This is a genomic window from Kitasatospora sp. NPDC058444, assembly GCF_042721415.1.
In the GTDB taxonomy this organism is placed as follows: Bacteria; Actinomycetota; Actinomycetes; order Streptomycetales; family Streptomycetaceae; genus Kitasatospora.
Map to the genome: position 1 here is coordinate 80,348 of NZ_JBHXLL010000002.1, position 24,833 is coordinate 105,180.

A 24,833-nucleotide genomic window follows, 5' to 3' on the forward strand; every position below is an offset into this window, starting at 1 on the left:
GCGGGGGGTGGGGGGGGGGGGGGGGGGGGGGGGGGGGGGGGGGGGGGGGGGGGGGGGGGGGCCGGCGCGGGGGGGGGGGTGCGGCGGGGGGGCCCCCCCCCCCCCCGCGCCCGGGTGCTTCTGCGCTTCGGCGGGCCGGAGGTGCAACCAGGTGGTGGCGGGGTCGAGTTGTGCGGGACGTCATTGACCCGATGGCGAGGCTGTGGCCGTGCCCGACGGGTGCGGCGGGGTGCCAGTGCCCGAGGGGGACGGGGAGCCTGTCGACGGGCTGGACGGTGACGGGTTCGCCGTGGGCGAGGCGCTGGCGGAACCGGTCGGGGTCGGCGTCGGCGTCGAGCGTGTCGAGGACGGCGAAGGGTCGGCCGGGGAGGAGGCGGAGCCGCCGCGGTTGTGCGGCCCGCCCTCCAGGGTGACCACCGCCCGCGAGGGCGGCAGCGCGATCCGGGCGGTCCAGTGGGTGGTCGGCGCCTGGTCCTCGTCCACGGTGACGATCACGGTGATCCGCTGGCCGGGCGCCAGGGTGCCGGAGTCGCGGCTGAGCCGGAGCCAGCCGGCGTCCGTCGCCGCGTGCCAGCGGATCTCCGTGGTGCCGGAGTTGGTGAGGGTGAGGACGGTCCGGTTGCCGTACTCGGCGGCCTCGACGGTGAGCAGCCCGGCCGGGGCCGGTTCGCCGGTGCCCGTGGCGGAGGCCCGGTCGACCGATGGGGCCGGCGCGGCGACCAGGTCCGGGCTGCCGAGCGGGGTCGTGCCGTGGGCCGGGACCGGGATCACCGCGCCCTGGAAGGTGAGCCGCGGAAAGCCGGGAAGCAACGTTTCTGCACCGCCGACACCGACACCGCCCGCACCGGCACCACCCGCGACCATCCCGGTCCCGGTCCCCGCCCCGGCGCCCGCCAGCTCCAGCCCGGGCGAGCCGGGCCCACCCGACCCCGTCGGGCCGTCCGCCGCGGCCCGTGGCAGCTGCCCGCCCGGCCGCCCGGCCTCGTCCACCCGCACCGCCGACACCGAGGCCGCCGAATCCGATCCGCCGTCGCCCCGGTGCCCGGCCCAGAGCGCGATCACCGGCGCCGCCAGTACGGCCGCCAGCACCCCGGTGGTCACCACCCGCCGGCGCACCGCCAGCCCGCGCCCCGCGTCCGGCGCCCGGTGCCGGGGGAAGCCGCCCTGGTCGAACCGCAGCCCCGGCTCCGCCTCCCGACCCGCCGTCTCCCGCCCCGCCGCCTCCCGACCCGCCGCCTCCCGGGCAGTCGCGACGGCGGCGACCGCGCCAGTGGCAGCGACCGCCCCGGGGGCGTCCATCGGAGCCCGCAGCAGCGCCAGCCCCGACAGCCCCGCCGCACCCTCCGCCGCCTCGTTCGCGGCCACCCGCTCCGCCGTCCCCCGGCAGGTCGGGCAGTCCACCACGTGCTGCACCAGCTCCCGTCGCAGCGCCGGGCCGAGCACCCAGTCCCGCCAGGACTCCGCGCCGGCTCCGCCGAGCCGGTCCAGCTCCGGGCAGCTGCCCACGCCGAGGACCAGCAGCGCCGCCCTGGTCCGGGCGACCTCGGCCTCGGCCCCGGCCAGCAGTGCGCGGGTCCGCTCGAACGGCAGGCCCAGCACCGCCGCCACCTCCAGCGGGGTCAGCCGGTGCCGGACGGACAGCTCCAGTGCCTCGCGCTGTTCCGGGTCGGTGCCGGCCGCCTCGGGCCAGGCGAGCGAGGACAGCTCGCGCCGCCGCCGGGCCGCCTCGGCCTCGCCCCCCTCGACCGTCTGCTCGCCCCCGGCCGCCCACCCGGTCTCGCCGCCCACCGCAGGGCCGCCCTCCGCCGGGCCACCCTCCGCGAGCCGCCGCAGGCAGCAGTACCGGGCCAGCGAGAACAGCCAGGCGCGCAGCAGCCCGGGCTCGGCCAGCCGGGCGCCGTACCGCCGCGCCAGTGCGCGGACCTCGCGCAGGGCGTCGGCGGCCGCGTCGTGCTCGCAGAGCACCGAGAGGCAGTAGGTGAACAGGCCGTCCACCTGCCGCTCGTACGCCGCGAGCGCGGCGGCGGCCCGCGGCCCGACAGCCCCGGCCCGGTCAGCCCCGGCCCCGGCAGCACCGGCAGCCTCAGCAGCCCAGGCCGATCCGGCCGATCCGGCCGATCCGGCGGTCCCGACCGTCCCGGCCGGTCCGCTCGTCCCGCTCGGCCTCCCCGACCATCCCGGCCACCCCGGCCACCCCGACTTGCCGGGCCTGCCCGGCCCGACCGCCCCGGTCGGCCCAACGGTTCTCGTCGTCACCCGTCCGACGGTAGAGAACGCCGACGGCTGACCCTGACCATTCGCCGCGTATGTACTTCTTTCGGGTAACAACATCGCCCATCTGTATGGATGCGCGGCGAGCCCGCCGGCGGACCGTCGCTGTCACACCCAGGCGCTACCGTGGGCCGCATGCCTCCGCGTTCCAAGACCACCGCCAAGCCCCGCCCGGCGTACCGCTGCACCGAGTGCGGCAACCAGCTGCCCAAGTGGGTCGGCCGCTGCCCGGAGTGCAACGCCTGGGGCACGGTCGAGGAGTACGGCGCGGTGCCGATCCGCACCACGGCCGCCGGCCCGGTCAGCGCGCCCGCCCGCCCGATCGCCCAGGTGGACGGCCAGGTCGCGACGGCCCGCTCGACGGGCGTGCCGGAGCTGGACCGGGTGCTCGGCGGCGGCCTGGTCCCCGGTGCGGTGGTGCTGCTGGCCGGCGAGCCCGGCGTCGGCAAGTCCACCCTGCTGCTGGACGTCGCCGCCAAGGCGGCCACCGCGCAGCACCGCACGCTCTACGTCACCGGCGAGGAGTCGGCCGGCCAGGTCCGGCTGCGCGCGGACCGGATCAACGCCCTCTCCGAGCACCTCTACCTCGCCGCCGAGCAGGACCTCGGCGCGGTGCTCGGGCACATCGAGGCGGTCGGCCCCGGCCTGCTGATCCTGGACTCGGTGCAGACCATCGCCTCCGCCGAGCTGGACGGCGCCCCCGGTGGCCCGGCCCAGGTCCGCGAGGTGGCGGGCGCGCTGATCCGGGCGTCCAAGGAGCGCGGCATGGCCACCCTGCTGGTCGGCCACGTCACCAAGGACGGCCAGATCGCCGGCCCGCGCCTGCTGGAGCACCTGGTGGACGTGGTGCTGAGCTTCGAGGGCGACCGGCACGCCCGGCTGCGGCTCATCCGCGGGGTCAAGAACCGCTACGGCGCCACCGACGAGGTGGGCTGCTTCGAGCTGCACGACGAGGGCATCGTCGGCCTGGCCGACCCGTCCGGTCTCTTCCTGACCAGGCGTGACAAGCCCGTTCCCGGCACCTGCCTCACCGTCACCCTGGAGGGCAAGCGCCCGCTGGTGGCCGAGGTGCAGGCGCTGATGGTGGATTCGCAGATCCCCTCGCCGCGGCGCACCACCTCGGGCCTGGAGTCCCCCCGGATCGCGATGATCCTGGCGGTGGTCGAGCGGCACGGCGGAGTGAAGCTCGGCAAGCAGGACATCTACACCGCGACGGTCGGCGGGGTGAAGCTGAGCGAGCCCTCCGCAGACCTCGCGGTGGCGCTCGCGGTGGCCAGCTCCTCCACCGACACCCCGCTGCCCAGCAACCTGGTGGCGATCGGCGAGGTCGGCCTGGCGGGTGAGGTGCGGCGGGTGACGGGTGTGCAGCGGCGGCTCGCCGAGGCGCACCGGCTGGGCTTCACCCACGCCCTCGTGCCGCCGGACCCGGGCAAGGTGCCGCCGGGCATGAAGGTGGTCGAGGTGGCCGACATCGGCGAGGCGCTGCGGGCCATCCCGGGCCGCCGCCGCTCCGCCGCCAAGCCGCGCACCGAGTCGCGCGGTGAGGCACCGTCGGCGCCGCCGGCTCCGCGCTCCTCCCGGGCCGCGGAGCGCCCCGCGGCGTACCCCGAGGAGCTGATGGACGGCTGGGAGCCGCTGGACTCCGACGAACTGCGCTGACCCAAGCCCTGCCGAAGCCACACACAGTTAGACTTTCCCCAGTCTCATTGGCCAGAAGGCAGTACCGAGCGGTACTGAGCGACAGAGCAACAGACCGCGGACCGGCGCACGGCGTGAGGCGCGCGGCACGGGTCGACCGGAGGAGTCACGTGGCAGCCAGCGACCGGGGGGCGGACAAGGCCTCCCGCGAGGAGGCCCTGCTGCGGGCCTCCCTCACCGCCATCGCGCCCGGTACCGCGCTTCGTGACGGCCTGGAGCGGGTCCTGCGGGCCAACACCGGCGGTCTGATCGTGCTGGGCTTCGACAAGACCGTCGAGTCCCTGTGCACCGGCGGCTTCGTCCTGGACGTCGAGTTCAGCGCGACCCGGCTGCGCGAGCTGTGCAAGCTCGACGGCGCGGTGGTGCTCGACAAGGACATCACCAAGATCGTCCGGGCCGGCGTGCACCTGATGCCGGACTCGACCATCCCCACCGACGAGACCGGCACCCGCCACCGCACCGCCGAGCGGGTCAACCGGCAGACCGGCTACCCGGTGGTCGCGGTCTCGCACTCGATGCGGCTGATCGCGATGTACGTCAACGGCACCCGCCGGGTGCTGGAGGACTCCACCACCGTCCTGTCCCGCGCCAACCAGGCGCTGGCCACCCTGGAGCGCTACAAGCTGCGCCTCGACGAGGTGGCCGGCACGCTCTCCGCGCTGGAGATCGAGGACCTGGTGACGGTCCGGGACGTCACCGCCGTGGCCCAGCGCCTGGAGATGGTCCGGCTGATCGCCACCGAGATCGCCGGCTACGTGCTGGAGCTCGGCATCGACGGCCGGCTGCTCTCGCTCCAGCTGGACGAGCTGATCGCGGGCGTGGAGCCGGAGCGCGAGCTGGTCGCCCGGGACTACTTCCCGGAGCGGGCCGCGAAGAAGGGCCGGACGGTCACCGAGGTGCTGGCCGACCTGGAGGCGCTCACCCACGCCGAGCTGCTGGACCTCCAGACCGTCGCCAAGGCGCTCGGCTACTCGGGCTCGCCGGAGTCGCTGGACTCGGCCGTCTCGCCGCGCGGCTACCGCCTGCTGGCGAAGATCCCGCGCCTTCCCAACACGGTCATAGAGCGCCTGGTCGAGCACTTCGGCGGCCTCCAGAAGCTGCTCGCCGCGAGCATCGACGACCTGCAGACCGTCGAGGGCGTCGGCGAGACCCGTGCCCGCTCGGTCCGCGAGGGCCTGTCCCGCCTTGCCGAATCGTCCATCCTGGAGCGCTACGTCTGACCTGACGCGGCGGCCGTACGGACACCCGAACACGGCGACGGCCCCCGGGGAGCGCATCCCGGGGGCCGTCGCCGTGTTCGCACCGAACCGCGCCCGTACCGCGCCCGAACCACCGCCCGTACCGCGCCACACCCGCGCCCGAACCGCGCCCCCGCACACGGCGGAGCCCCCGGCCGCGCTGCGGTCGGGGGCTCCGAGGGAAGTTGACCGGTTCTCAGCTGTCCAGTCGGATCGAGGCCCGCGCCGAGACCTTGTCCCCGGAGAGCCCGGTGAGCTCCGCGAGCACCACGTAGGTGCCGCTCGGCGGCGGCGTCTGGTCGGCGGTCGCGCACTGCGGCTTGCTGCGGCTGCGGTCCCAGGTGAAGGTCTCGGTCTGGCTGCCGTTCGCGCCGAGCTGCACCCAGATGTTGCCCTTGTCGGCCGGGCAGTCGCCGGAGGACCAGACCCGGTCGTTGTTGCTGCCGCTCACCGTGATCACGGAGGCGGTGCGGCCCAGGTCCACCCGGCAGTTGGTGCCGGAGGAGTTCTTGACCGTCAGGGCCAGCCGGGGCTTGTCCTTGGGCTGGTACGAGTTCTGGGTGCCGGCCAGCTCCAGCGCCACCTGCGAGGAGGCGCAGACCGGCAGCGCCATGACCTCGGGGGTGTTCACCGCCGGAGCGCCGCCCGCCCCACCCGCGGCGCCCGCGCCGCCGGAGCCGCCCGCGCCGCCGCCGGTGGCCGGCGCCGCGCCGCCTCCGGGGGCCGGGTTGGCGCCGGCGCCGGTGCCGCCGCTGAGGTTGACCTCGGTGCCGCCACCGCCCGCCACCGGGCCGCCGCCGCTGCCGCCGCCCGGGCGCGCCGCGGGGCCGCTCGGGGAGGCGCCGGGCGTGATGGCCTGGGCCGGGGTCTGGGACTGGGACGGAACGGCCTGTGCGGCCTTGTCCTGTGAGCCGCCGTCACCGCCCCCGCCCTGGTCGATCATCAGCCAGGCGATCAGGGCGACGACCGCCGCGACGGCGACGAGCACGACGATGCGCCGACGCCAGTAGATCGAGGCCGGCAGTGGTCCGACGGGTTGACGCAGAGAAGGCACGATCAAACTCTACGAGACTGTGTGTGGCGATTGACTCACCAACACCGCACAGTCGCCCCTTCCTTCACATGATCCGCCATTTGATCCGTTCGAGCGAGCTCCAATCGGACGATTTCCGGAGCTCTCCCGGGAGGATCCGGAGTGGCTTGATCCAGTTCGGTCCGGTCGGCGGGCATGGGAGGATCGAAGGGCCATGACTGCCATCACCACCCCTGCCGTCCCTGCCGCCGCCACCGACGCGGCCCGGCTGCCGATGCCCCTGCCGCTGTTCCACTCGACCGTCCTGGACTGGTACGAGGCGAGCAAGCGGGACCTGCCCTGGCGGGCCCCCGACGCGACGCCCTGGGCGGTCATGGTGAGCGAGTTCATGCTCCAGCAGACCCCGGTCAAGCGTGTGCTGCCCGCCTGGGAGGCCTGGCTCACCCGCTGGCCGACCCCGGCCGACCTGGCCGCCGAGGCGTCCGGGGAGGCCGTCCGGATGTGGGGCCGGCTGGGCTACCCGCGCCGCGCGCTGCGTCTGCACGCGGCCGCGGTGGCGATCACCGAGGAGCACGGCGGCGAGGTCCCGGACGACCACGCCACGCTGCTCTCGCTGCCCGGGGTGGGGGAGTACACCGCCGCCGCCGTCGCCTCCTTCGCCTTCCGCCAGCGGCACGTGGTGCTGGACACCAACGTCCGCCGGGTCCTCGCCCGTGCGGTGACCGGGGTCGAGTACCCGGCCCAGGCCACCACCGCCGCCGAGCGCCGCACCGCCACCGCGCTGCTGCCGGACGACGCCGAGACGGCCGCCACCTGGGCGGTCGGCGTGATGGAGCTGGGCGCGCTGGTCTGCACCGCGCGCGGCCCGGAGTGCGGGGACTGCCCGCTGTTCACCACCTGTGCCTGGCAGCGGGCCGGCCGCCCGCCGTACGAGGGCCCGGCCCGGCGCGGCCAGTCCTACGAGGGGACGGACCGCCAGGTGCGCGGCAAGCTGCTCGCGGTCCTGCGGGAGTCGCACGGGACGGTGCCGCAGGCCCGGCTGGACGCGGTCTGGCCGGACGCGGTGCAGCGGGCCCGGGCGCTGGACGGCCTGGTGGCGGACGGCCTGGTCGAGCCGGTCGAGCAGGGCGTCTACCGCCTGCCCCAGTAGGCGCTCCCCGCGGACCGCACCACTCGCAGAGCCACCCCTCCCGCAGGAGCGACGACGGCGCCCCCGGAAGGAGAACCTCCCGGGGGCGCCGTACGGGTCGTACGGGCGGGACCGTCAGACGGCCGCCGCCTCCAGCGAGGACTCGGCCGGCTTCTCGCCCTTGCCGGTCCCGCGCAGCGGCACCTCGCGCAGGAACAGCGCCGCGGCGATCGCGATCACGGCCACGCCCGCGCCCCACAGGAAGACGGTGTGCATGCCGTTGGACACCGCGTGGTGGTAGGCGTCCTGGATGGCCGGGTCCAGCCTGCGCAGCGCGGCCGGGCTCATCTGGCCCGGGTCCTGCATGCCGCCGCCGGCGACGGCCTGCTCGCCGAGCCGCTCCTTCATGGTGTCGGTCACCCGGTTGTTGAACAGCGCGCCGAACAGCGCGACACCGAAGGAGCCGCCGATGGTGCGGAACAGGGTGGCGGTGGAGCTGGCGACGCCCATGTCCTTGAGCTCGACGCTGTTCTGCGCGACCAGCATGGTGATCTGCATCAGGAAGCCCATGCCGGCGCCCAGCACGACCATCCAGCAGGCCGAGGTGAAGCTGCTGGTCTCGGTGCCCATGGTGGAGAGCAGGATCAGGCCGACGGTCATCACGACGGTGCCGATGATCGGGTAGATCCGGTACTTGCCGGTCTTGGTGACGGCCTGGCCGACCACCAGCGAGATCACCAGCATGCCGAACATCATCGGCATCAGCAGCAGGCCGGAGTTGGTGGCCGAGGCGCCCTGGACGACCTGCTGGTAGAGCGGCAGGAAGACGGTCGAGCCGAACATCACGAAACCGACGATGAAGCCGATGATCGAGACCATGGTGAAGTTCAGGTTGCGGAACAGGCTGAGCGGGAGCATCGGCTCCTCGACCCGCTGCTCCACGTAGCAGAAGGCGATCAGCGAGGCGGCGGCGAGCGCGCCCAGGCCGAGGATCTCCTTGGAGCCCCAGGCGTACTGCTGGCCGCCCCAGGTGGTGATCAGCACCAGCGAGGTGATGCCGGTGGTGAGCAGGACGGCGCCCAGGTAGTCGATCTTGGCGGAGCTGCGGACCTTCGGCAGCTTCAGGGTCACGATGACGACGGCGAGTGCGATCACGCCGAGCGGCAGGTTGATGTAGAAGGTCCAGCGCCAGCTCAGGTGGTCGGTGATGAAGCCGCCGACCAGCGGGCCGCCGACGGTGGCCAGGGCCATCACCGCGGCGAACATGCCCTGGTACTTGCCGCGGTCGCGCGGCGGGACGAGCGCGCCCATGATCGACATGACGCCGACCATCAGACCGCCGGCGCCCAGGCCCTGCACGGCGCGGAAGCCGATCAGCTCGTTCATGTTCTGCGCCAGGCCGGACAGCGCCGAGCCCACCAGGAAGATCACGATCGAGGTGAGGAAGCTGCCCTTGCGGCCGTACATGTCGCCGAGCTTGCCCCAGATCGGGGTGGAGGCGGCGGTGGCCAGGGTGTACGCGGTGACCACCCAGGACAGGTGCTCGGCGCCGCCGAGTTCACCGACGATGGTCGGCATCGCGGTGCCGACGATCAGGTTGTCGAGCATGGCCAGCAGCATGGTGACGACCAGGCCGACCATGACGAGGCGGATCTCGCGCGGGGAGCGCGGCTGCTCCTCCTCGGCCGTCCTGTCCTCCGGCGCCGGGCCGGCGGTTTTGGGCTGTGACATGAGGGGGTCTCCCGGAGGGTGGTTCGGACGGAGCGGTTCGGACGGAGCGCGGCGCCGTGCGGCGGCTCACTTACTTGTCGCCCGGCTAGTTTATCGACCGTCGGCACGGTAGGTTGTCCACTAGCCGGTCGTCAAGCCAGTTTCCCGGCCGACCGTGCGGGCAGGGAGAATGAGTTCGGGGCGATCACCGCCCCGGGGTCCGCAGTAGTCACCGACGCAGTCATGAGGCAGGCCATGGGCACTCCGCACAGCCCCCGTAGCGACACCCGGGCTCGCATCATCGAGGTGTCACTGGAGCTCTTCTCCGAGCAGGGCTACGAGCAGACCTCACTGCGCGAGATCGCCGACCGCCTGGGCGTCACCAAGGCCGCGCTCTACTACCACTTCAAGACCAAGGACGACATCGTCCTGGGCATCGTCGAGCGGATGGCCGCGCCGATCGACGAGAGCATCGCGTGGGGCCGCGAGCAGACCTGGAGCCCGCAGGTGCGCGACGAGCTGATCCGCCGCTTCGCGGACGGGATGGCCGAGCGGGCCCCGTTGCTGCGCTTCTTCCACGAGAACCAGCCCGCCATGCGCGAGTCCCCGGCCGGGCTGGCCTTCAAGGAACGCATGATCACCATGGTGCAGCTGGTGCACGGGCCGGAGGCGGACTTCCACGACCGGCTGCGGGCCGCGATGGCGCTGTTCACCGTCCACTCCTCGCTGTTCCTGGTCAAGCAGGACAGCGCGGACTGCGAGCACGCGCCGAACGTGTGGGGCGAGCGGCTGCCCCCCGCCGACCTGGACGAGGCGATCGGGGCGGCCCGGGACATCGCGCTGGAGATCGGATCCCGGATCAGCCACCCCGCCCCCAGCGCCGGCTGACGGCGGCGGGGCGGGCCGGGCCGGGGCGGCGGCTCAGAAGTTCGTGACGCCGTGCCCCGCGAGGTAGGCGATCGGGTTGACCACCGCGCCGTAACGGTTGCTGGTGCGGATCTCGAAGTGCAGGTGCGGTCCGGTCGAGTTGCCGGTGCTCCCGGACAGGCCGACCCGCTCGCCCGCCGACACCCGCTCGCCCGCCGAGACGGTGACCGAGGACATGTGGGCGTACTGGGCGTAGTGCCCGTCCGCCAGCCGCAGCACGACCTCCTTGCCGTACGCGCCGTCCCAGCCGGCCGACACCACGGTCGCGTCGCCGACCGCCAGCAGCGGCGTGCCCGGGGAGACCGCGAAGTCCACCCCGGTGTGGTACCCGGCCGCGTAGCTGCGGTTGGCCTTCCCGTACGGATTGCTGGTCGGCGCGTTCGGCACCGGCGCCGACCAGCCGGGAGCCGGGGCCGGCTCGGGTCCGGGCGCCGGTGCGGCCTCGGGGGCCGGCTCGGCGGCGGGCTCGGCGGCGGGCTCCGGCTCCGGTGCCGGCGGTTCGAGCGGCAGCAGGTTGTCCGCCACCGCCACGGACTGCTGCGCGGAGTCGCCGTCGTCGGGCAGCCGGTACGCGCTGGGGTCGGCCACCTGGACCAGCCCCGCGCTCGGCACCTCCGCCTGCGGCACGGTGAAGGCCGAGCTGCCCGGGGTGGTGGGCCGCACGGTGTGCGCCGAGGCCGAGCCCGGGGCGACGACCAGCAGCACACCGGCGAGCAGCACGGCGATCGCTCCGGCCGAGACCAGCCCGTGGTCGTGCTCGGCCCGTTGGCGGCTGCCGGGCAGCGTGGTGTGCCGGGGCGATCCGAGCGCGCGCAGCGGCGCGGCGTGGGTGCGGACGGCGTGGCCGATCCGGGGCTGCCAGACGGCGGCCTGGGCCGCCGCGCGGTCTGCCGCACGGGCCGCGAGCCGGCGCAGGGCCGGCCCCAGGGGCGGGACGGTGGACATCGCTTGCCGTACCTCACGGGTCGTACGAGGGCAGCACGAAGGGCCCGTTCGGGCGCGTGCTGAGCGGGGGACCACTCAGGTGTAACGGTCACCGAGCGGAGTCCCAAACGGGGTGACTACTACGGCGTGTAGTCAGCGTGGCGCCGGAGATTCAAGCCGATGGAGTAACGATCATGAGATCCGATCGCCGGTGTCCGCTTCGGGGTGTCCGCCGGTTCCGCCGGTCGCGCTACTACCGGCGCTCGTACCGGGCCGGAGGCCTGTGACCAGCACCACGCGCGGCCGCGGTTTGACGGGCTCGAACGCTTTCCGCGCGCACCGCTGACCGGTCCGGCCCGCTGCGGGACCATCGAGCCATGTATGGCAACAGGAGCGAAGACCCCGACGCCAGTGACCGCCCGAGCCTGCCGGACCGCCGCTTCGCCGCCCTGCGCGGCTGCGAGCGGCTGCTGTCCGGCGTCCGGCCGCAGAGCATCCGCGAACGCCTCGCCGACCTGGCCGGCCCGCTGCCGGACGCCGCTCCCGAGCCCGGCGCTGCTCCCGAGCCGGCCGACGCTCCCGAGCAGGCCGGAGCCCCCGCTCCGGACGGCGCCGGCGGTCCGCCCGCCGTCCCCGACCTGGACGGCCGCCCCGACCAGTACGGCGACGGCGTGGTCCGCACCCTGGAGCAGCGGGTCGCCGAGCTGCTCGGCACCGAGGACGCGGTCTTCTTCCCGACCGGCACCATGGCCCAGCAGGTCGCCCTGCGGATCCACGCCGAGGCGGCCGGCCCGCGCACGGTGGCCACCCACCCGCTGGCCCACACCGACCGGCACGAGCGGCACGCGCTCGGCGTCCTGTCCGGCCTGCGCACCCTCTGGCCGACGACCGAGCCGCGCCAGCCCACCGCCGAGGAGCTGCGCGCCCTGGACGAGCCGTACGCGGCGCTCAGCCTGGAGCTGCCGCTGCGCGACGCCGGGTTCGTGCTGCCGGGCTGGCCGGAGCTGGTGGAGCTGGCCGCGGTGGTGCGGGAGGAGCACGGCGCGGCGCTGCACCTGGACGGCGCCCGGATCTGGGAGTCGGCGGTCGCCCTCGGCCGGCCGCTGCCGGAGGTCACCGCCCTGGCCGACTCGGTCTACATCTCCTTCTACAAGACGCTCGGCGGGATCAGCGGAGCCGCGCTGGTGGGCCGGGGCGGCTTCGTCCGCACCGCCCGGGCCTGGCGGCACCGCTACGGCGGGCAGCTGTACCAGCAGTGGCCGTTCGCGCTGGCCGCGCTGACCGGGCTGGAGCGCGAACTGCCGCGGCTGCCCGAGTACGTGGCGCACGCCCGGACGGTCGCCGGGGCGCTGGTCCGGGCGTTCGCCGCCGTTCCGGGTGCCCGGGTGCACCCGGCCCCGCCGCACACCCACCAGTTCCAGCTCTGGCTGCCGTACCGGGCCGGGGAGTTGGAGGAGGCCGGGCTGGGACTGGCCGAGGACACCGGGATCGGGCTGTTCGGCGCCTGGCGCGAGTGCGGGCCGCCGGGGTTGGCGATGACGGAGGTCACGGTCGCCGCGCCCGCCCTCGACTGGACCGGAGCCGACGTCGCGGTGGCGGCCGCGGCCTTCCTGGACCGGCTGCCGCCCGGCAGGTCCTGACAAAGCGTCCGGCCCGCCCCCGCGTGCTGCGGGGACGGGCCGGACGTGGAGTTGTCAGAGCTGCCTGGTCACAGGCCGATCGCTACCTCGGTGGCGATCAGTTGTCGACCGGGCGGACCCGGATCCAGGTCTCCAGGTAGTTCGAGGACTCGTTCTCGACCTCGATGCTGGTGCCCGTCTTCGGGACGTCGACACCGGCGTACTGGTTGTCCTTGCTCCACCAGGACTTCAGGTCGTTGAACTCGTCGACGCCCTTGGCCTTCGGGATGACGGTCTCGACGCCGGCCTTGTGCAGGGTCAGCGAGGAGACGCGACGGGAGCCGAAGGTGGAGTCGAAGCCCTGGACGCGCGGCTTCATCAGGGCGCCGTCGGACCACTTCAGCGGGGTCGGGTGCGAGTCGACCGGCAGGACCAGGCCGTGGCCCGGGTGGGCGCTGACGTTGTTGTCGGTCTGCGACGCGTCCCAGAACCAGATCAGCAGGCCGGGCTGGTACGAGTAGTGCTCGACCCAGTTCGGCTTGTCGGCGAAGCCGAAGTTGTACGGGCCGGTCTTCAGGGTCTGGTCGAAGGACACGTACTGCCGGTTCTCCGCGATGTAGTACTGCGCGTAGTCCTTGGTGTACGAGCCGCCGAAGCGGGAGAACCCGTCGGCCACCCAGCCGTTGTCACCGTTCTCGACGTCGTCGCTGAACACGGTGGCGCCGTCGGCGACGACCGCGACGTTGTCCAGGGTCAGGCCGCGGAAGTGCAGGCCGCCGTCGCTGGTGTGGCGGTAGCGGAACTTGATCTTCTGGCCCGCGAAGGCGTCCAGGTTGAACGACAGGTCGCCCCAGGCGGCCACCTGGCCGCTGAGGGCCGGACGGCCGTTCTCGCGCGGCAGGGCGGTGCCGTTCCAGGTGCCGTCCACGACGGTCCAGCTCTTGCCGCCGTCGGTGGAGACCTCGCCGAACGCGTAGTCGAAGTCCTGCTCCAGCTCGTACCAGGCCTTGGCGTTGATGCTGGCCTTGGCCTTGCCGGTCAGGTCGATGTCGCGGGTGAGCGTGACGTTCAGGTTGTCGGCGCTGCCGCTCCACCACTCACCGGTGCCGCCGAACGGCTTGTTGATGTCGGTGGTGATGCTCTTCTTCGGCAGGTCGACGATCAGACCCTGCGGCAGGTTGCTGTTGTACTCCGCCGGGCCGATGTGGTGGGTCGACTCGGTGCCGGCCTTGGCGCGGTCCACCTTCAGCCAGCCGAGCTGGTACTTGCTCCAGCCGTCGAGGTCGTTCGGCATGTCGCCGATGCTGTTCTTGCCCTCGCCGAGCCAGGAACCGGAGGACATCAGCGACCAGAAGCCGACCGAGTTGTCGATGCCCTTGCCGGCGGTGTCGTAGAGGTCCGGCAGACCGAGGTCGTGGCCGTACTCGTGGGCGAAGACGCCGAGGCCGCCGTTCTCGGGCTGCATCGTGTAGTCGCCGATCCACAGGCCGCTGTTGCCGACCTGGACGCCGCCGAGCTTGTTGCCCTCGGGACCGGCCGAGCCCTGCAGGTTGCCGTAGACGTACGAGCGGTGCGCCCACAGGGCCTTGGTGCCCTGCTTGCCGCCACCGGCCGACTTGTCCTCGCCGGCGTGCACGATCTGGAAGTGGTCGATGTACCCGTCGGGCTGGTTGAAGTTCCCGTCGTGGTGCGAACCGTAGCGGTCCCACTGGTCGTACGAGGCCAGGGTCGCCTTGACCTGGGCCTCGGTCTGACCCTTGGCCAGCTGGTCCTTGTACCAGATGTCCACGGCGTCGCGGATCAGGTCCTGGGCGCTGCCGCAGACGTTGGAGCCGCAGTAGTCGGAGCCGTACCGGGCCTCGTTCCACGGGACGCGGACCCAGTCCTGGACCACACCGTCGACCGAGTAGCGGCCCGAGGACTGCTTCTCGTAGTAGGTCTTCAGCGAGGGCTTGTCCTTGCTGAAGTAGAGGTCCTGGAAGTGCTGCTGGTTGTAGTCGGCCTGCCAGGCGGTCGAGTTGTTGGTGGCCGGGTTCGGCGCCTCGATCTCGTTGTGCTTCGGGCCGGGCTCACCGCCGTACTTGACCTTGCCGTCGGCGGTCTTGGTGGTGTTGTCCACCTGGTCACCGAAGTCGACCAGGATGGTGAAGATCTTGTCCGTGCGCTCGCGGGCGAGCTCGACGTACTTGTCCTTGCCGAGCTTCACGCTGGTGCTGCCGTTGTGCTGCTCGACCTGGGCGGTGCCGTTGAGCAGCTTCTCGGTGGCGGCCTTCTGCTCCGCCTCCACCTTCGCGGTCAGCGGGCCCGGAATGTTGTGCTCGGTGTTCTGGACGGCCTCGGCCGGGTCCTTCGGGACCGGGGCCGAGCCGGCGGCGACGGCGGTGCTCGGGAACAGGCCCGCGCCGAGCGCGACTATGACCGCCGCGGCCGACGCGGCCGCAGCGGTTCTCCTGGTGTTCTTCAACGTTGTGACGTCCTCCCCGACCGGGGCCAGCTTCTGGGCAAAGCCCGGCAAACCAAAATGAAAGACAGGTGGACGTCATTTGATCCAAGCGTGCACGGAAAAGATAGACCTTGACCGTGACATGGTCACGGCGCTATGCTCCGCGACTTCCCATCATCTGACCTCATGTCAACCGTATGTTCGTGAAAGGTCAGTGAGAAATTGAACGCACCCGCACCAGTCAGCGCGGAAGCCAGCCATCCCGGTCCGCACCGCCGCCGGCCGCGGCGGGAGCGGAACGCACCGAGCCCCCGGCGTGAACGCCGGGGGCTCGGTGGCTGTGAAGTTGTCTGTTAAAAGTTGGGTTACTTCGTCAGGTCGGGACCGGACGAGGCGACCGCGGCCGGGGTGTCCGCGACGGCCGACTTCTCCTCGCCGCGGAAGGTGAACTTGGCCTCCTTGCCCTCGCCCTCGACGTCGACGACGACGATGTGGCCGGCCCGCAGCTCACCGAAGAGGATCTTCTCGGAGAGGTGGTCCTCGATCTCGCGCTGGATGGTGCGGCGCAGCGGACGGGCACCCAGGATCGGGTCGTAGCCGCGCTTGGCCAGCAGCTTCTTGGCCTCGACGCTGAGCTCCAGGCCCATGTCCTTGTCCTTGAGCCGCTCGTCCACCTTGGCGATCATGAGGTCGACGATCTGGATGATGTCGTCCTCGGACAGCTGGTGGAACACCACGATGTCGTCGACACGGTTCAGGAACTCGGGGCGGAAGTGCTGCTTGAGCTCCTCGCCGACCTTCGCCTTCATCCGCTCGTACCCGGTCTGGGTGTCACCCGTGGCCGCGAAGCCGAGGTTGAAGCCCTTCGAGATGTCCCGGGTGCCGAGGTTGGTCGTCATGATGATGACGGTGTTCTTGAAGTCGACCACGCGGCCCTGGGAGTCGGTCAGACGACCGTCCTCCAGGATCTGCAGCAGCGAGTTGAAGATGTCCGGGTGGGCCTTCTCGACCTCGTCGAAGAGGACGACCGAGAACGGCTTGCGGCGGACCTTCTCCGTCAGCTGGCCGCCCTCCTCGTAGCCCACGTAGCCGGGCGGGGAGCCGAACAGCCGGGAGACGGTGTGCTTCTCGGAGAACTCGGACATGTCGAGCGCGATCAGCGCGTCCTCGTCGCCGAACAGGAACTCCGCCAGCGTCTTGGACAGCTCGGTCTTACCGACACCGGACGGGCCGGCGAAGATGAACGAACCGCCGGGGCGCTTCGGGTCCTTGAGGCCCGCACGGGTGCGCCGGATGGCCTGGGAGAGCGCCTTGATGGCGTCCTTCTGGCCGATGACGCGCTTGTGCAGCTCGTCCTCCATGCGCAGCAGGCGGGACGTCTCCTCCTCGGTCAGCTTGAAGACCGGGATGCCGGTGGCGGTGGCCAGGACCTCGGCGATGAGCTCCTCGTTGACCTCCGCGACGACGTCCATGTCGCCGGCCTTCCACTCCTTCTCGCGCTTGGCCTTGGCCTGCAGGAGCTGCTTCTCGTCGTCGCGCAGGGACGCGGCCTTCTCGAAGTCCTGCGCGTCGATCGCGCTCTCCTTCTCGCGGCGCACGTCGGCGATCTTCTCGTCGAACTCGCGCAGGTCCGGCGGCGCGGTCATCCGGCGGATGCGCATCCGGGAGCCGGCCTCGTCGATCAGGTCGATCGCCTTGTCCGGCAGGAAACGGTCCGAGATGTACCGGTCGGCCAGGGTGGCGGCGGCGACCAGGGCGGAGTCCGTGATCGAGACCCGGTGGTGGGCCTCGTAGCGGTCGCGCAGACCCTTGAGGATCTCGATGGTGTGCGGCAGCGACGGCTCGGCGACCTGGATCGGCTGGAAGCGGCGCTCCAGCGCGGCGTCCTTCTCCAGGTGCTTGCGGTACTCGTCCAGGGTGGTGGCACCGATGGTCTGCAGCTCGCCGCGGGCCAGCATCGGCTTGAGGATGCTGGCGGCGTCGATGGCGCCCTCGGCGGCGCCCGCGCCGACCAGGGTGTGCAGCTCGTCGATGAACAGGATGATGTCGCCGCGGGTGCGGATCTCCTTGAGCACCTTCTTCAGGCGCTCCTCGAAGTCACCGCGGTAACGCGAGCCGGCCACCAGGGCGCCCAGGTCCAGCGTGTAGAGCTGCTTGTCCTTGAGCGTCTCGGGGACCTCGCCCTTGACGATCGCCTGGGCCAGGCCCTCGACCACGGCGGTCTTGCCGACGCCGGGCTCACCGATCAGCACCGGGTTGTTCTTGGTGCGGCGGGACAGCACCTGCATGACCCGCTCGATCTCCTTCTCGCGCCCGATGACCGGGTCGAGCTTGGCCTCGCGGGCGGCCTGGGTGAGGTTGCGGCCGAACTGGTCCAGGACCAGCGAGGTCGACGGGGTGCCCTCGGCGGGCCCGCCGGCCGTGGCCGACTCCTTGCCGCCGCCGGTCTGGTAGCCGGAGAGCAGCTGGATGACCTGCTGGCGCACCCGGTTGAGGTCGGCGCCCAGCTTCACCAGGACCTGGGCGGCGACGCCCTCGCCCTCGCGGATCAGGCCGAGCAGGATGTGCTCGGTGCCGATGTAGTTGTGGCCGAGCTGAAGGGCCTCGCGGAGCGACAGCTCCAGCACCTTCTTCGCCCGGGGGGTGAAGGGAATGTGGCCGGACGGGGCCTGCTGGCCCTGGCCGATGATCTCCTCGACCTGCTGGCGAACGGCCTCAAGAGAAATCCCGAGGCTCTCCAGGGCCTTGGCGGCGACGCCCTCGCCCTCGTGGATCAGACCCAGGAGGATGTGCTCGGTGCCGATGTAGTTGTGGTTGAGCATCCGGGCTTCTTCCTGAGCCAGGACGACAACCCGCCGCGCGCGGTCGGTGAACCTCTCGAACATCGTTTATCGCTCCTCAGAGCGGTCGGGCAGTTCGGGGTCCGTCCCCGCCCTGTCCTTCCGCATGCTAGTCCCGCTCAGCGGCGCGGCCCACGGATTCACTCCCCGGTAGAGGAGCGAGATGCTGCGCGACCAGCCGACACCAATCCCAACCTGATGCTGGGAAACGGTGTTCCCGCAGGCGGGCCGGATGCACCGGATTCCGCTACGCCATCGGCGAACACGTGCCGCCGGGGGCGCGGCCGGAACCGTCCGGCCGGTCGCACATACTGCCCCTGGACGGGCCGAAGAACCCGTCCACCTGCATTCATACCCGGTATCGGGGCGGTTCTCGCGCAGTTTCCGCGGTGGCGGTGTTCGCCTGGCGAGAAGTCGGGCCGTGGTGACGGCGGTTCAACGGCGGCCGGGGCCGGGTACGCCGCCCGGTGTCCGCTTACCGCTTCGCCCCTACAGCGTTGCACAGCCGGTGATTGTTCCGCCGCCCGAGCCCGAGCCCGGGTCCGTGCCCCGCACGCCCGCGGCGTCGCTGGTGGCGCGGCCCGGCGGGCACGCGCCGCGGGGCGCGGAGGAATTCCCTCCGCGCCCCGTGCGTGTGATGGCGGCGCCGTCCTCGGCCGCCGGGGCCCCGCACCCGCTCCGGCGGGCCTGCGGCGCCGGGATCAGGACGCGTTGGCCTTCTCGTACGCCTCGCGCACGTTGCTCGGAACGCGGCCGCGGTCGTTGACCTCCAGGCCCTGCTCCTTGGCCCACGCGCGGATCTTGGCGGTGTCCGGGGCGCCGCCGCCGGACGGACGCGCCGCAGCGCCGCGGCCCGGGCGACGGGCACCGGCGAGCCGGCCGCTCTGCTTGCGGCCCTTCTCCACGTACGGCGCCAGCAGACCGCGCAGCTTGTCCGCGTTGGCGCTCTTCAGGTCGATCTCGTAGGCAACGCCGTCGAGGGCGAACGTCACCGTCTCGTCCGCCGAACCGCCGTCGAGATCGTCTTCAAGAATGACCTGCACCCTCTGTGCCACGGGCTTCCCTTTCCGCTAAACGACCCATTGCCTAAGGAAAGGAAAGCGCCTTTCTCCGGAAAACACAAACCCTTGACCCGGGTGGAGCGGCTCAGAGGTGCAGCAGCATGCGCGAGTTGCCCAGTGTGTTGGGCTTCACCCGCTCCAGGTCGAGGAACTCGGCGACGCCTTCATCGTACGAGCGGAGGAGTTCTTCATAGACGTCCGTAGCGATCGCCGCCGGGTCTGTCGTACCATCATCGGTTTCCTGGAGCTCACCGATCTCGACGAAACCGTGTTTCGCGAAGAACGTGACCTCGAACGTCAAGCAGAAAATCCGACGGACGCCCAGCCAGCGTGCCGTCTGCACCAGCTTCTCCAGCAGCAGGTGTCCGATCCCGGTGCCCCGGACGACCGGATCCACCGCGAGAGTGCGGACCTCGGCGAGGTCCTCCCACATCACGTGCAGTGCGCCGCAGGCCACCACCGCGCCGTTGTCGTCGCGTTCCGCGACCCAGAACTCCTGCACGGATTCGAACAGTGTGACTGTGGGCTTGTCCAGCAGAATGCCGTCGCGCGAGTAGGTGTCGATGAGCCGGCGCACTGCCCGAACGTCCGTGGTCCGCGCCCGGCGGATGGTGACCTCCATGGTCCGGGACGTTATCGCGCCGCTCCCGGTTCCGTCGCGCCGGTATCCGGTCCGTCGTCCGGGGAATCCGCCCCGGCCGGATCGGACGGGAACAGAGCGGCCACCCGCAAGGCGTCCCGGAGCGCTTCGCGTTGCTCGGGGGACATCAGGCCGAAGAAGTGCACCAGGGCCGCCGCCGGATTGTCACTGGTGGCCCAGGCGTCGTTCATCAGAGCCGCCGTGTACGCCTCGCGCGAGGAGACCGGTTCATATCGATAGGCCCGGCCGACCCGCTCGCGGCGCAGCCAGCCCTTTCTGTGGAGCTTGTCCAGGACGGTCATCACCGTGGTGTACGCGATTTCGCGTTCCGACCGCAGATCCAGGAGAACCTCGCGAACCGTGACCGGTCGGTTCCACTGCCACACCCGGGTCATGATGGCGTTCTCAAGTTCGCCGAGTTGCCGGACCATAGTGCGGCCAGGATAGGGAGTGAATGGGGCAAATCTTGTGAAGTGCGCCAAACCGGCGCGCCGCCACCCCCGGGAATCGGGAATGGCGGCGCGCCGGTCGTTCGGGGCGGCTGACGGCGTCGGTCGCCGGTTCCGCCCGTCGGTCCTCGCGGACCTCGCGGGGCCTGGCCGGCCCCGCGGGGATCAGTCGACGTCTTCCTTGGCCCGCTGGGCCCCGCCCTGGCTGCGGACGATGGCCCGCACCAGGAAGCCGAAGCCGATCGCCATGACCAGCGGTGGCACGATCGCGCTGACGTAGTCCATCAGGTCACTCCTCCTCGGTCTTCTCCGCCGTCGCGGCGGAAGCCTTCGGCTCCGGCTTCACCAGCGGGAAGAGCACCGTCTCCCGGATGTTCTTGCCGGTCAGCAGCATGATCAGGCGGTCCACGCCGAGGCCGAGGCCACCGGTCGGGGGCATCGCGTACTCCAGGGCGCGCAGGAAGTCCTCGTCCACCTGCATCGCCTCGACGTCGCCGCCGGCCGCCAGCAGCGACTGGGCGGTGAGGCGGGCGCGCTGCTCGACCGGGTCGACCAGCTCGGAGTAGGCGGTGCCGATCTCGGTCCCGAAGATCACCAGGTCCCACTTCTCGGCCACGCCGGGCTGCGAGCGGTGCTGGCGGGTCAGCGGGGAGACCTCGGTCGGGTAGTCCTTGATGAAGGTCGGCCGGACGGCGTTCTCCTCCAGCAGGCGCTCGACCATCTCCAGCACGATCTGGCCGTGGCCCCACTCCTTCTCGAACGGGATGCCGTGCTCGGCGGCCAGCTTGCGCAGCTCCTCGACGCCGGTCTCCGGGGTGACCTCCACGCCCAGGCGGGCGGAGATGCCCGGGTAGACCGCGACCTCGTCCCACGGCTCGGCCAGGTCGATCTCGTGCTCGACGCCGTGCGCGTCCACGCCCTTGATCACCGTGGTGCCCAGCGCGTCCCGGGCCGCGTTGACGATCGTCTCGCGGATCAGCTCGGCCTGGGTGTCGTAGTCGCCGTACGCCTCGTACGACTCCAGCGAGGTGAACTCCGGGTTGTGGGTGGAGTCCGCGCCCTCGTTGCGGAAGTTGCGGTTGATCTCGAAGACCTTCTCGGCGCCGCCGACCACCAGCCGCTTGAGGTACAGCTCGGGGGCGATGCGCATGTACAGGTCGATGTCGTACGCGTTGATGTGCGTCTTGAACGGACGCGCGTTGGCGCCGCCGTGCACCGGCTGGAGCATCGGGGTCTCGACCTCGATGTAGCCGCGGTCCTCGTAGGTGCGGCGGATCGAGCGGACGACCTTGCTGCGCAGGTGCAGGATCTCGCGGGCCTCGGGGTTGACGATCAGGTCCACGTAGCGCTGGCGGACCCGGGCCTCCGGGTCGGTCAGGCCCTTGTGCTTGTCCGGCAGCGGCCGCAGGCACTTGGCGGTCAGCTCCCAGCGGTCCACCATCACGGACAGCTCGCCGCGCTTGGAGGTGATCACCTCGCCCTCGACGCCGACCTGGTCGCCGAGGTCGATGTCGGTCTTCCAGGCCGCCAGCCGCTCCGCGCCCAGCTTGTCCAGGGAGAACATCACCTGGAGGTCGCCGGTGCCGTCCCGCAGGGTGGCGAAGCAGAGCTTGCCGCCGGTGCGGGAGAGGATCACGCGGCCGGTGACACCGGCCCGCTCGCCGGTCGCGGTGTCCGGCTCCAGGTCCGGGTGCTTGGCACGCAGGTCCGCGATGGTGGTGGTGCGGGGGAATCCGACCGGGTACGGGTCGACGCCGGCCGCCCGGAGCCGGTCCAGCTTCTCGCGCCGGACGCGCATCTGCTCGGGAAGGTCGTCGGTCGCGGGAACAAGGCTCTGATCGCTCACCCCACAAGGGTAGCCAGCCACACACGGTGCTCCGCGCCGGGATTCCCGCGGGCGGGGCCGTGACGGCGGCCCCGCCCGCGGGAACGGACCCGCTCCGGTCAGCCGTCGCGGCGGGTCCGGAGCCGGCGGGCGGTGGCCAGACCGGCCGCGCCGAGCACCACGGCGGCGGCGCCCGTCGCGGCCAGCGGCAGGGCGGCGGAGCTGCCGGTGGCGGCCAGCGGGCCGTCGGAGGTCCGGACGGTCCCGGTGCCGCGGCCGCCGGTACCGGTGCCAGTGCCGGTGCCGCCGGTGTCCGTGCCGGTCTCCCGGACGGGGCCGGCGGAGTCCTTGTCGCCGAGGCCGGCCGGGACGACCGCGGTGGTCGGCGCGGGGGAGGGGTCGGCGGTGGGCGCGGTGGTGGGCGCGGTGGTGGGCGTCCCGGTCGGGGTCGGGGCGGGGGTGCCCCCGGTGCCGGGGGTGGTGGCCGGGGCGGCCCGCAGGGAGACCTTCAGCAGGTCGTTGGCGGGGTTGCGGTCCCAGCCCATCACGGCGCTGGGGTGGCCAGGCTCGTAGTTGCTCGTCGTGTTCTGCAGCGAGACCGTCGCGGCGAGCTCGTCGGTGCCCGCCGGGACCGAGAGGGTCAGCTTGTGGGAGTTGGTGGCGCCGGCCGGGATGAAGAACCCGCCCAGCCCCTCGCAGGCGAACTTGTTGAGCGGCTTGTCGGACTTCTGGCCGAGGACGTAGTCGTACGGCCGGCAGGTCGACGGCAGGCCGGTGACGGTGACCCCCTCCGGGAACTGCACCTGGAGTTCGGGCGCGCTCTCGCCGCCGCTGCGGTCCATGATCGAGGCAGGGCCGCCGCTGACGGCGCCGAGGGTGAAGGTGCCGGTGGTGCCGGAGGCGTCCGGTGCCCAGGAGCCGTTCACCGCGAAGTCGGCGCCGTTGTCGGCGAGGACCTCCTGCTCGGTGGAGTAGGCGTTCGGGTCGAGGCCGTCCGGGATCCCCTCGCCGGAGGTCGGCACCAGGGTGGCGGGAGCGCCGGTGCCGCGCTGGAACGACATCCGCCGGCGCATGTCCGCCGCGCTGCTGCCGCTCGCCCCCTCGGAGGGGAAGACGGCGTAGCCGGCGAAGGCGTAGCGGGCGTCCGCGCCCACGGTGAGGTCGAGGCCGTCCAGCTTGACGGCCTGGCCGGGGGCGATCTCGCCGTCGATGGTGCAGATGCCGTGCACGGTGGGCATCGGGGAACCGAAGCCGCGGCCCGCCCAGTCGCCCTTGTCCTTCGCGTACTCGCAGTTCGAGGGCCAGGTGGCCACGTCGAGGCCGGGGGTCAGGTAGACCTCGACGACCGCCCGCCGGGCCGCGACCTCGCCGTGGTTGGCGAAGGCGAGCGTCGACGGGAGCGTGCTGCCGACCTTGACGTCACGCTGCTCCGAGGGCTCCTTGGTGCGGAAGCCGGCACCGCCGATCTCCACCGGGATGTCGGCCTCGGCGGTCTCGGCGCCGGGGGCGCTGAGGGTGGCGTGGAGGGTGCCGGTGGAACCGGGGCGGACGCCCGCGACGGCGCTCAGCCACGGGTGGCTGGTGATGTTGATGTTCTCCAGGTCGAGGCGCCAGATGTCGCAGGTGATCACCTTGCCCGCGGTGGCGCAGCCCGGGACGCTGAGCGTGGCCAGCCCGTCGATGCCGGTGGTGTCGAACGCGAGCTTGGCGCCGGTCACGACGTCGGTGCCGGTCCGGCCGATCCGCAGGTGGATGTTCTCGCCGAACTGGGGCTGGGGGGCCGGCTGGGTGGAGATCTGGATCGTGCCGGTCGGGAAGATCCGGAGCTGGGTGCCGGCGGCGTGCGCCGGGACGGCGGCGGTGCCGGCGGCCAGGGCGGCCACGACGGTGGCCGTGCCCGCGCCGAGGATCCGGCGCGTGCGAGTCGAAGACATGGGAATCCCCCGCGAATGGAGTGATGAGGCTCCGCACCCTAGGGATTGTTGAGCGGCCGTCAAGCCGGTTGATCAGTGGCCAATTCGCCCAGGACGGGATCGAACGCCCTGGTCACCGGGGTGAAGTTATCAAGACGTGATCGACGGCGGCCGGTGGAATCACGGCATTGTCGATACATGGACAGGCGGACGGGCGGGCGGACGGGCGGGCGGAGGACGGACGGAGGGGAGACCGCGGTGGCGGTCTCCCCTCGGGGGCGGCGGACGGGCCGGGTCAGCCGGTGCCGGTGGCGAGTTCGACGTCCTCGATCTCCTCACCGGACTGGTCGGCGGGCGGGGCCGGCCGGGCCGGGGGCTTGGGGCGGCGGCCGAACAGCTCGGCGGGGGTGGGCATCCGGTGCGGACGGGGCGGGGTCTTCGCGGCGGCGGGCTGCTCCGGGCGGGAGTCGGTGCTGCTCATGGTGGTCCGTCCTCCTACAGGGGTGGGGTGACAGTGCGGCGGTGCGGCGGGGCTCGGTACCGCCACCAGGTGGCGGGGCTGCCCGGCGTGGAGGGCGAGCCGCTCGCGGACGGCGGCCTCGGCCAGCGCGTGGCAGCGCCCGGCCAGCCGGGAGCGGCGGGCCCGTTCGCCCTGGCCGCAGGGCTGACGGGTCAGGCCGCGCAGCGCGGTGAGGTCCTCGGGCCCGGGCAGGTACCCGTCGGTCACCGCCTCCTCCAGCCGTTCCAGGTAGCCGGGGGCGCTGCCGGGCAGGGCGGAGCGGTAGCGCCCGAGGTCGGCGAGCAGGAAGGCGCGCAGGCGGCCGCCCTCCCGGACGGCCTCGTCGATCGCCTCGGTCAGGCGCAGGGCGTCCTGGACGTCCTCGGCCCAGAGTTCGGCGCCCGGCCCGGCGAGGGCCGGGCGGTCGGGCCCCTGGAGGTGGACGGGGACGGCGGGGTGCAGGGCTTGGGCGAGGGCGCGGCGCAGCACGCGGACTTCGTCGGCGCTGAAGGCCATGCCGCCGCGCGATCCGTGTGGCGTAGGCATGGGCTGACAGTACGTGAGGAATATCCGATTTGTCGGTAACGTCGCGCCGAACCACTCGCGTCCGGCCT

17 protein-coding genes are annotated in these 24,833 nt (G+C 72.4%); 5 read left to right on the forward strand and 12 right to left on the reverse strand.

Annotation, left to right across the window (positions count from 1 at the left end; genetic code table 11):
* Positions 1-180: 180 nt before the first annotated feature.
* The gene (locus tag ACFWP2_RS02945) at positions 181-1,995 is read right to left on the reverse strand and encodes a sigma-70 family RNA polymerase sigma factor (protein ID WP_380447659.1); all 1,815 of its coding nucleotides are present in this window, start codon (positions 1,993-1,995) and stop codon (positions 181-183) included.
* 411 nt (positions 1,996-2,406) lie between these two features.
* Here ACFWP2_RS02945 and radA point away from each other — a divergent pair, with 411 nt between their 5' ends.
* A complete protein-coding gene (gene radA / locus ACFWP2_RS02950; RefSeq protein WP_380447661.1) occupies positions 2,407-3,930 on the forward strand; it encodes a DNA repair protein RadA in 1,524 nt (507 codons plus the stop codon).
* 200 nt (positions 3,931-4,130) lie between these two features.
* Positions 4,131-5,189 carry a DNA integrity scanning diadenylate cyclase DisA gene (gene disA / locus ACFWP2_RS02955; RefSeq protein WP_188306273.1) on the forward strand — a complete coding sequence of 353 codons (1,059 nt, stop codon included), beginning with the start codon at positions 4,131-4,133 and terminating at the stop codon, positions 5,187-5,189.
* 214 nt (positions 5,190-5,403) lie between these two features.
* On the opposite strand, the gene ACFWP2_RS02960 is transcribed toward disA, so the two are convergent.
* Positions 5,404-6,261 (reverse strand): hypothetical protein, encoded by an 858-nt coding sequence (locus ACFWP2_RS02960; protein WP_380447663.1) that lies wholly within the window; start codon positions 6,259-6,261, stop codon positions 5,404-5,406.
* Between the two features lie 193 nt (positions 6,262-6,454).
* On the opposite strand from ACFWP2_RS02960, the gene ACFWP2_RS02965 reads away from it, so the two are divergent.
* On the forward strand, positions 6,455-7,390 hold the full coding sequence (locus ACFWP2_RS02965) for an A/G-specific adenine glycosylase (protein ID WP_380447665.1): 936 nt from the start codon (positions 6,455-6,457) through the stop codon (positions 7,388-7,390).
* Between the two features lie 114 nt (positions 7,391-7,504).
* Here the strand turns inward: ACFWP2_RS02965 and ACFWP2_RS02970 are convergent, their stop codons facing one another.
* On the reverse strand, positions 7,505-9,100 hold the full coding sequence (locus ACFWP2_RS02970; RefSeq protein WP_380447667.1) for an MDR family MFS transporter: 1,596 nt from the start codon (positions 9,098-9,100) through the stop codon (positions 7,505-7,507).
* A gap of 234 nt (positions 9,101-9,334) precedes the next feature.
* On the opposite strand from ACFWP2_RS02970, the gene ACFWP2_RS02975 reads away from it, so the two are divergent.
* Complete coding sequence (locus ACFWP2_RS02975; RefSeq protein WP_380447669.1) at positions 9,335-9,967, forward strand: TetR/AcrR family transcriptional regulator; 633 nt, start codon at positions 9,335-9,337, stop codon at positions 9,965-9,967.
* A gap of 33 nt (positions 9,968-10,000) precedes the next feature.
* On the opposite strand, the gene ACFWP2_RS02980 is transcribed toward ACFWP2_RS02975, so the two are convergent.
* Positions 10,001-10,951: a M23 family metallopeptidase gene (locus ACFWP2_RS02980; protein WP_380447671.1), complete on the reverse strand. Its 951-nt coding sequence runs from the start codon at positions 10,949-10,951 to the stop codon at positions 10,001-10,003.
* Between the two features lie 356 nt (positions 10,952-11,307).
* Here ACFWP2_RS02980 and ACFWP2_RS02985 point away from each other — a divergent pair, with 356 nt between their 5' ends.
* A complete protein-coding gene (locus tag ACFWP2_RS02985) occupies positions 11,308-12,570 on the forward strand; it encodes a beta-eliminating lyase-related protein (protein WP_380447673.1) in 1,263 nt (420 codons plus the stop codon).
* 97 nt (positions 12,571-12,667) lie between these two features.
* Here ACFWP2_RS02985 and ACFWP2_RS02990 read toward each other — a convergent pair whose 3' ends face one another.
* From ACFWP2_RS02990 to ACFWP2_RS03025, 8 genes are all read right to left on the reverse strand, one after another.
* Positions 12,668-15,013, reverse strand: a complete 2,346-nt coding sequence (locus ACFWP2_RS02990; RefSeq protein WP_380447675.1) for an immune inhibitor A domain-containing protein — start codon at positions 15,011-15,013, stop codon at positions 12,668-12,670.
* 344 nt (positions 15,014-15,357) lie between these two features.
* Complete coding sequence (locus ACFWP2_RS02995; protein ID WP_380447677.1) at positions 15,358-17,877, reverse strand: ATP-dependent Clp protease ATP-binding subunit; 2,520 nt, start codon at positions 17,875-17,877, stop codon at positions 15,358-15,360.
* 656 nt (positions 17,878-18,533) lie between these two features.
* Positions 18,534-18,887: an Lsr2 family protein gene (locus ACFWP2_RS03000; RefSeq protein WP_380447679.1), complete on the reverse strand. Its 354-nt coding sequence runs from the start codon at positions 18,885-18,887 to the stop codon at positions 18,534-18,536.
* A gap of 91 nt (positions 18,888-18,978) precedes the next feature.
* Positions 18,979-19,515, reverse strand: coding sequence for an amino-acid N-acetyltransferase (locus tag ACFWP2_RS03005; RefSeq protein WP_380447681.1), 537 nt, complete (start codon positions 19,513-19,515; stop codon positions 18,979-18,981).
* An 11-nt stretch (positions 19,516-19,526) separates the two neighbouring features.
* The gene (locus tag ACFWP2_RS03010; RefSeq protein ID WP_380447683.1) at positions 19,527-19,964 is read right to left on the reverse strand and encodes a BlaI/MecI/CopY family transcriptional regulator; all 438 of its coding nucleotides are present in this window, start codon (positions 19,962-19,964) and stop codon (positions 19,527-19,529) included.
* A gap of 307 nt (positions 19,965-20,271) precedes the next feature.
* Positions 20,272-21,828 carry a bifunctional lysylphosphatidylglycerol synthetase/lysine--tRNA ligase LysX gene (gene lysX / locus ACFWP2_RS03015; RefSeq protein WP_380447685.1) on the reverse strand — a complete coding sequence of 519 codons (1,557 nt, stop codon included), beginning with the start codon at positions 21,826-21,828 and terminating at the stop codon, positions 20,272-20,274.
* Positions 21,829-21,926: 98 nt separating this feature from the next.
* Positions 21,927-23,741 (reverse strand): hypothetical protein, encoded by a 1,815-nt coding sequence (locus tag ACFWP2_RS03020; RefSeq protein WP_380447687.1) that lies wholly within the window; start codon positions 23,739-23,741, stop codon positions 21,927-21,929.
* A gap of 274 nt (positions 23,742-24,015) precedes the next feature.
* Positions 24,016-24,765, reverse strand: a complete 750-nt coding sequence (locus tag ACFWP2_RS03025) for a hypothetical protein (protein ID WP_380447689.1) — start codon at positions 24,763-24,765, stop codon at positions 24,016-24,018.
* Positions 24,766-24,833 lie beyond the last annotated feature (68 nt).

Excerpts from the sequence above, each read along its gene's own strand:
- ACFWP2_RS03005 (WP_380447681.1), bottom strand. The coding sequence starts at position 19,515 with ATGGAGGTCACCATCCGCCGGGCGCGGACCACGGACGTTCGGGCAGTG.
- ACFWP2_RS03025 (WP_380447689.1), bottom strand. The coding sequence starts at position 24,765 with ATGCCTACGCCACACGGATCGCGCGGCGGCATGGCCTTCAGCGCCGAC.
- ACFWP2_RS03010 (WP_380447683.1), bottom strand. The coding sequence starts at position 19,964 with ATGGTCCGGCAACTCGGCGAACTTGAGAACGCCATCATGACCCGGGTG.
- ACFWP2_RS02985 (WP_380447673.1), top strand. The coding sequence starts at position 11,308 with ATGTATGGCAACAGGAGCGAAGACCCCGACGCCAGTGACCGCCCGAGC.
- ACFWP2_RS02980 (WP_380447671.1), bottom strand. The coding sequence starts at position 10,951 with ATGTCCACCGTCCCGCCCCTGGGGCCGGCCCTGCGCCGGCTCGCGGCC.
- ACFWP2_RS03020 (WP_380447687.1), bottom strand. The coding sequence starts at position 23,741 with ATGTCTTCGACTCGCACGCGCCGGATCCTCGGCGCGGGCACGGCCACC.
- radA (WP_380447661.1), top strand. The coding sequence starts at position 2,407 with ATGCCTCCGCGTTCCAAGACCACCGCCAAGCCCCGCCCGGCGTACCGC.
- ACFWP2_RS02995 (WP_380447677.1), bottom strand. The coding sequence starts at position 17,877 with ATGTTCGAGAGGTTCACCGACCGCGCGCGGCGGGTTGTCGTCCTGGCT.
- ACFWP2_RS02965 (WP_380447665.1), top strand. The coding sequence starts at position 6,455 with ATGACTGCCATCACCACCCCTGCCGTCCCTGCCGCCGCCACCGACGCG.
- ACFWP2_RS02970 (WP_380447667.1), bottom strand. The coding sequence starts at position 9,100 with ATGTCACAGCCCAAAACCGCCGGCCCGGCGCCGGAGGACAGGACGGCC.
- ACFWP2_RS02975 (WP_380447669.1), top strand. The coding sequence starts at position 9,335 with ATGGGCACTCCGCACAGCCCCCGTAGCGACACCCGGGCTCGCATCATC.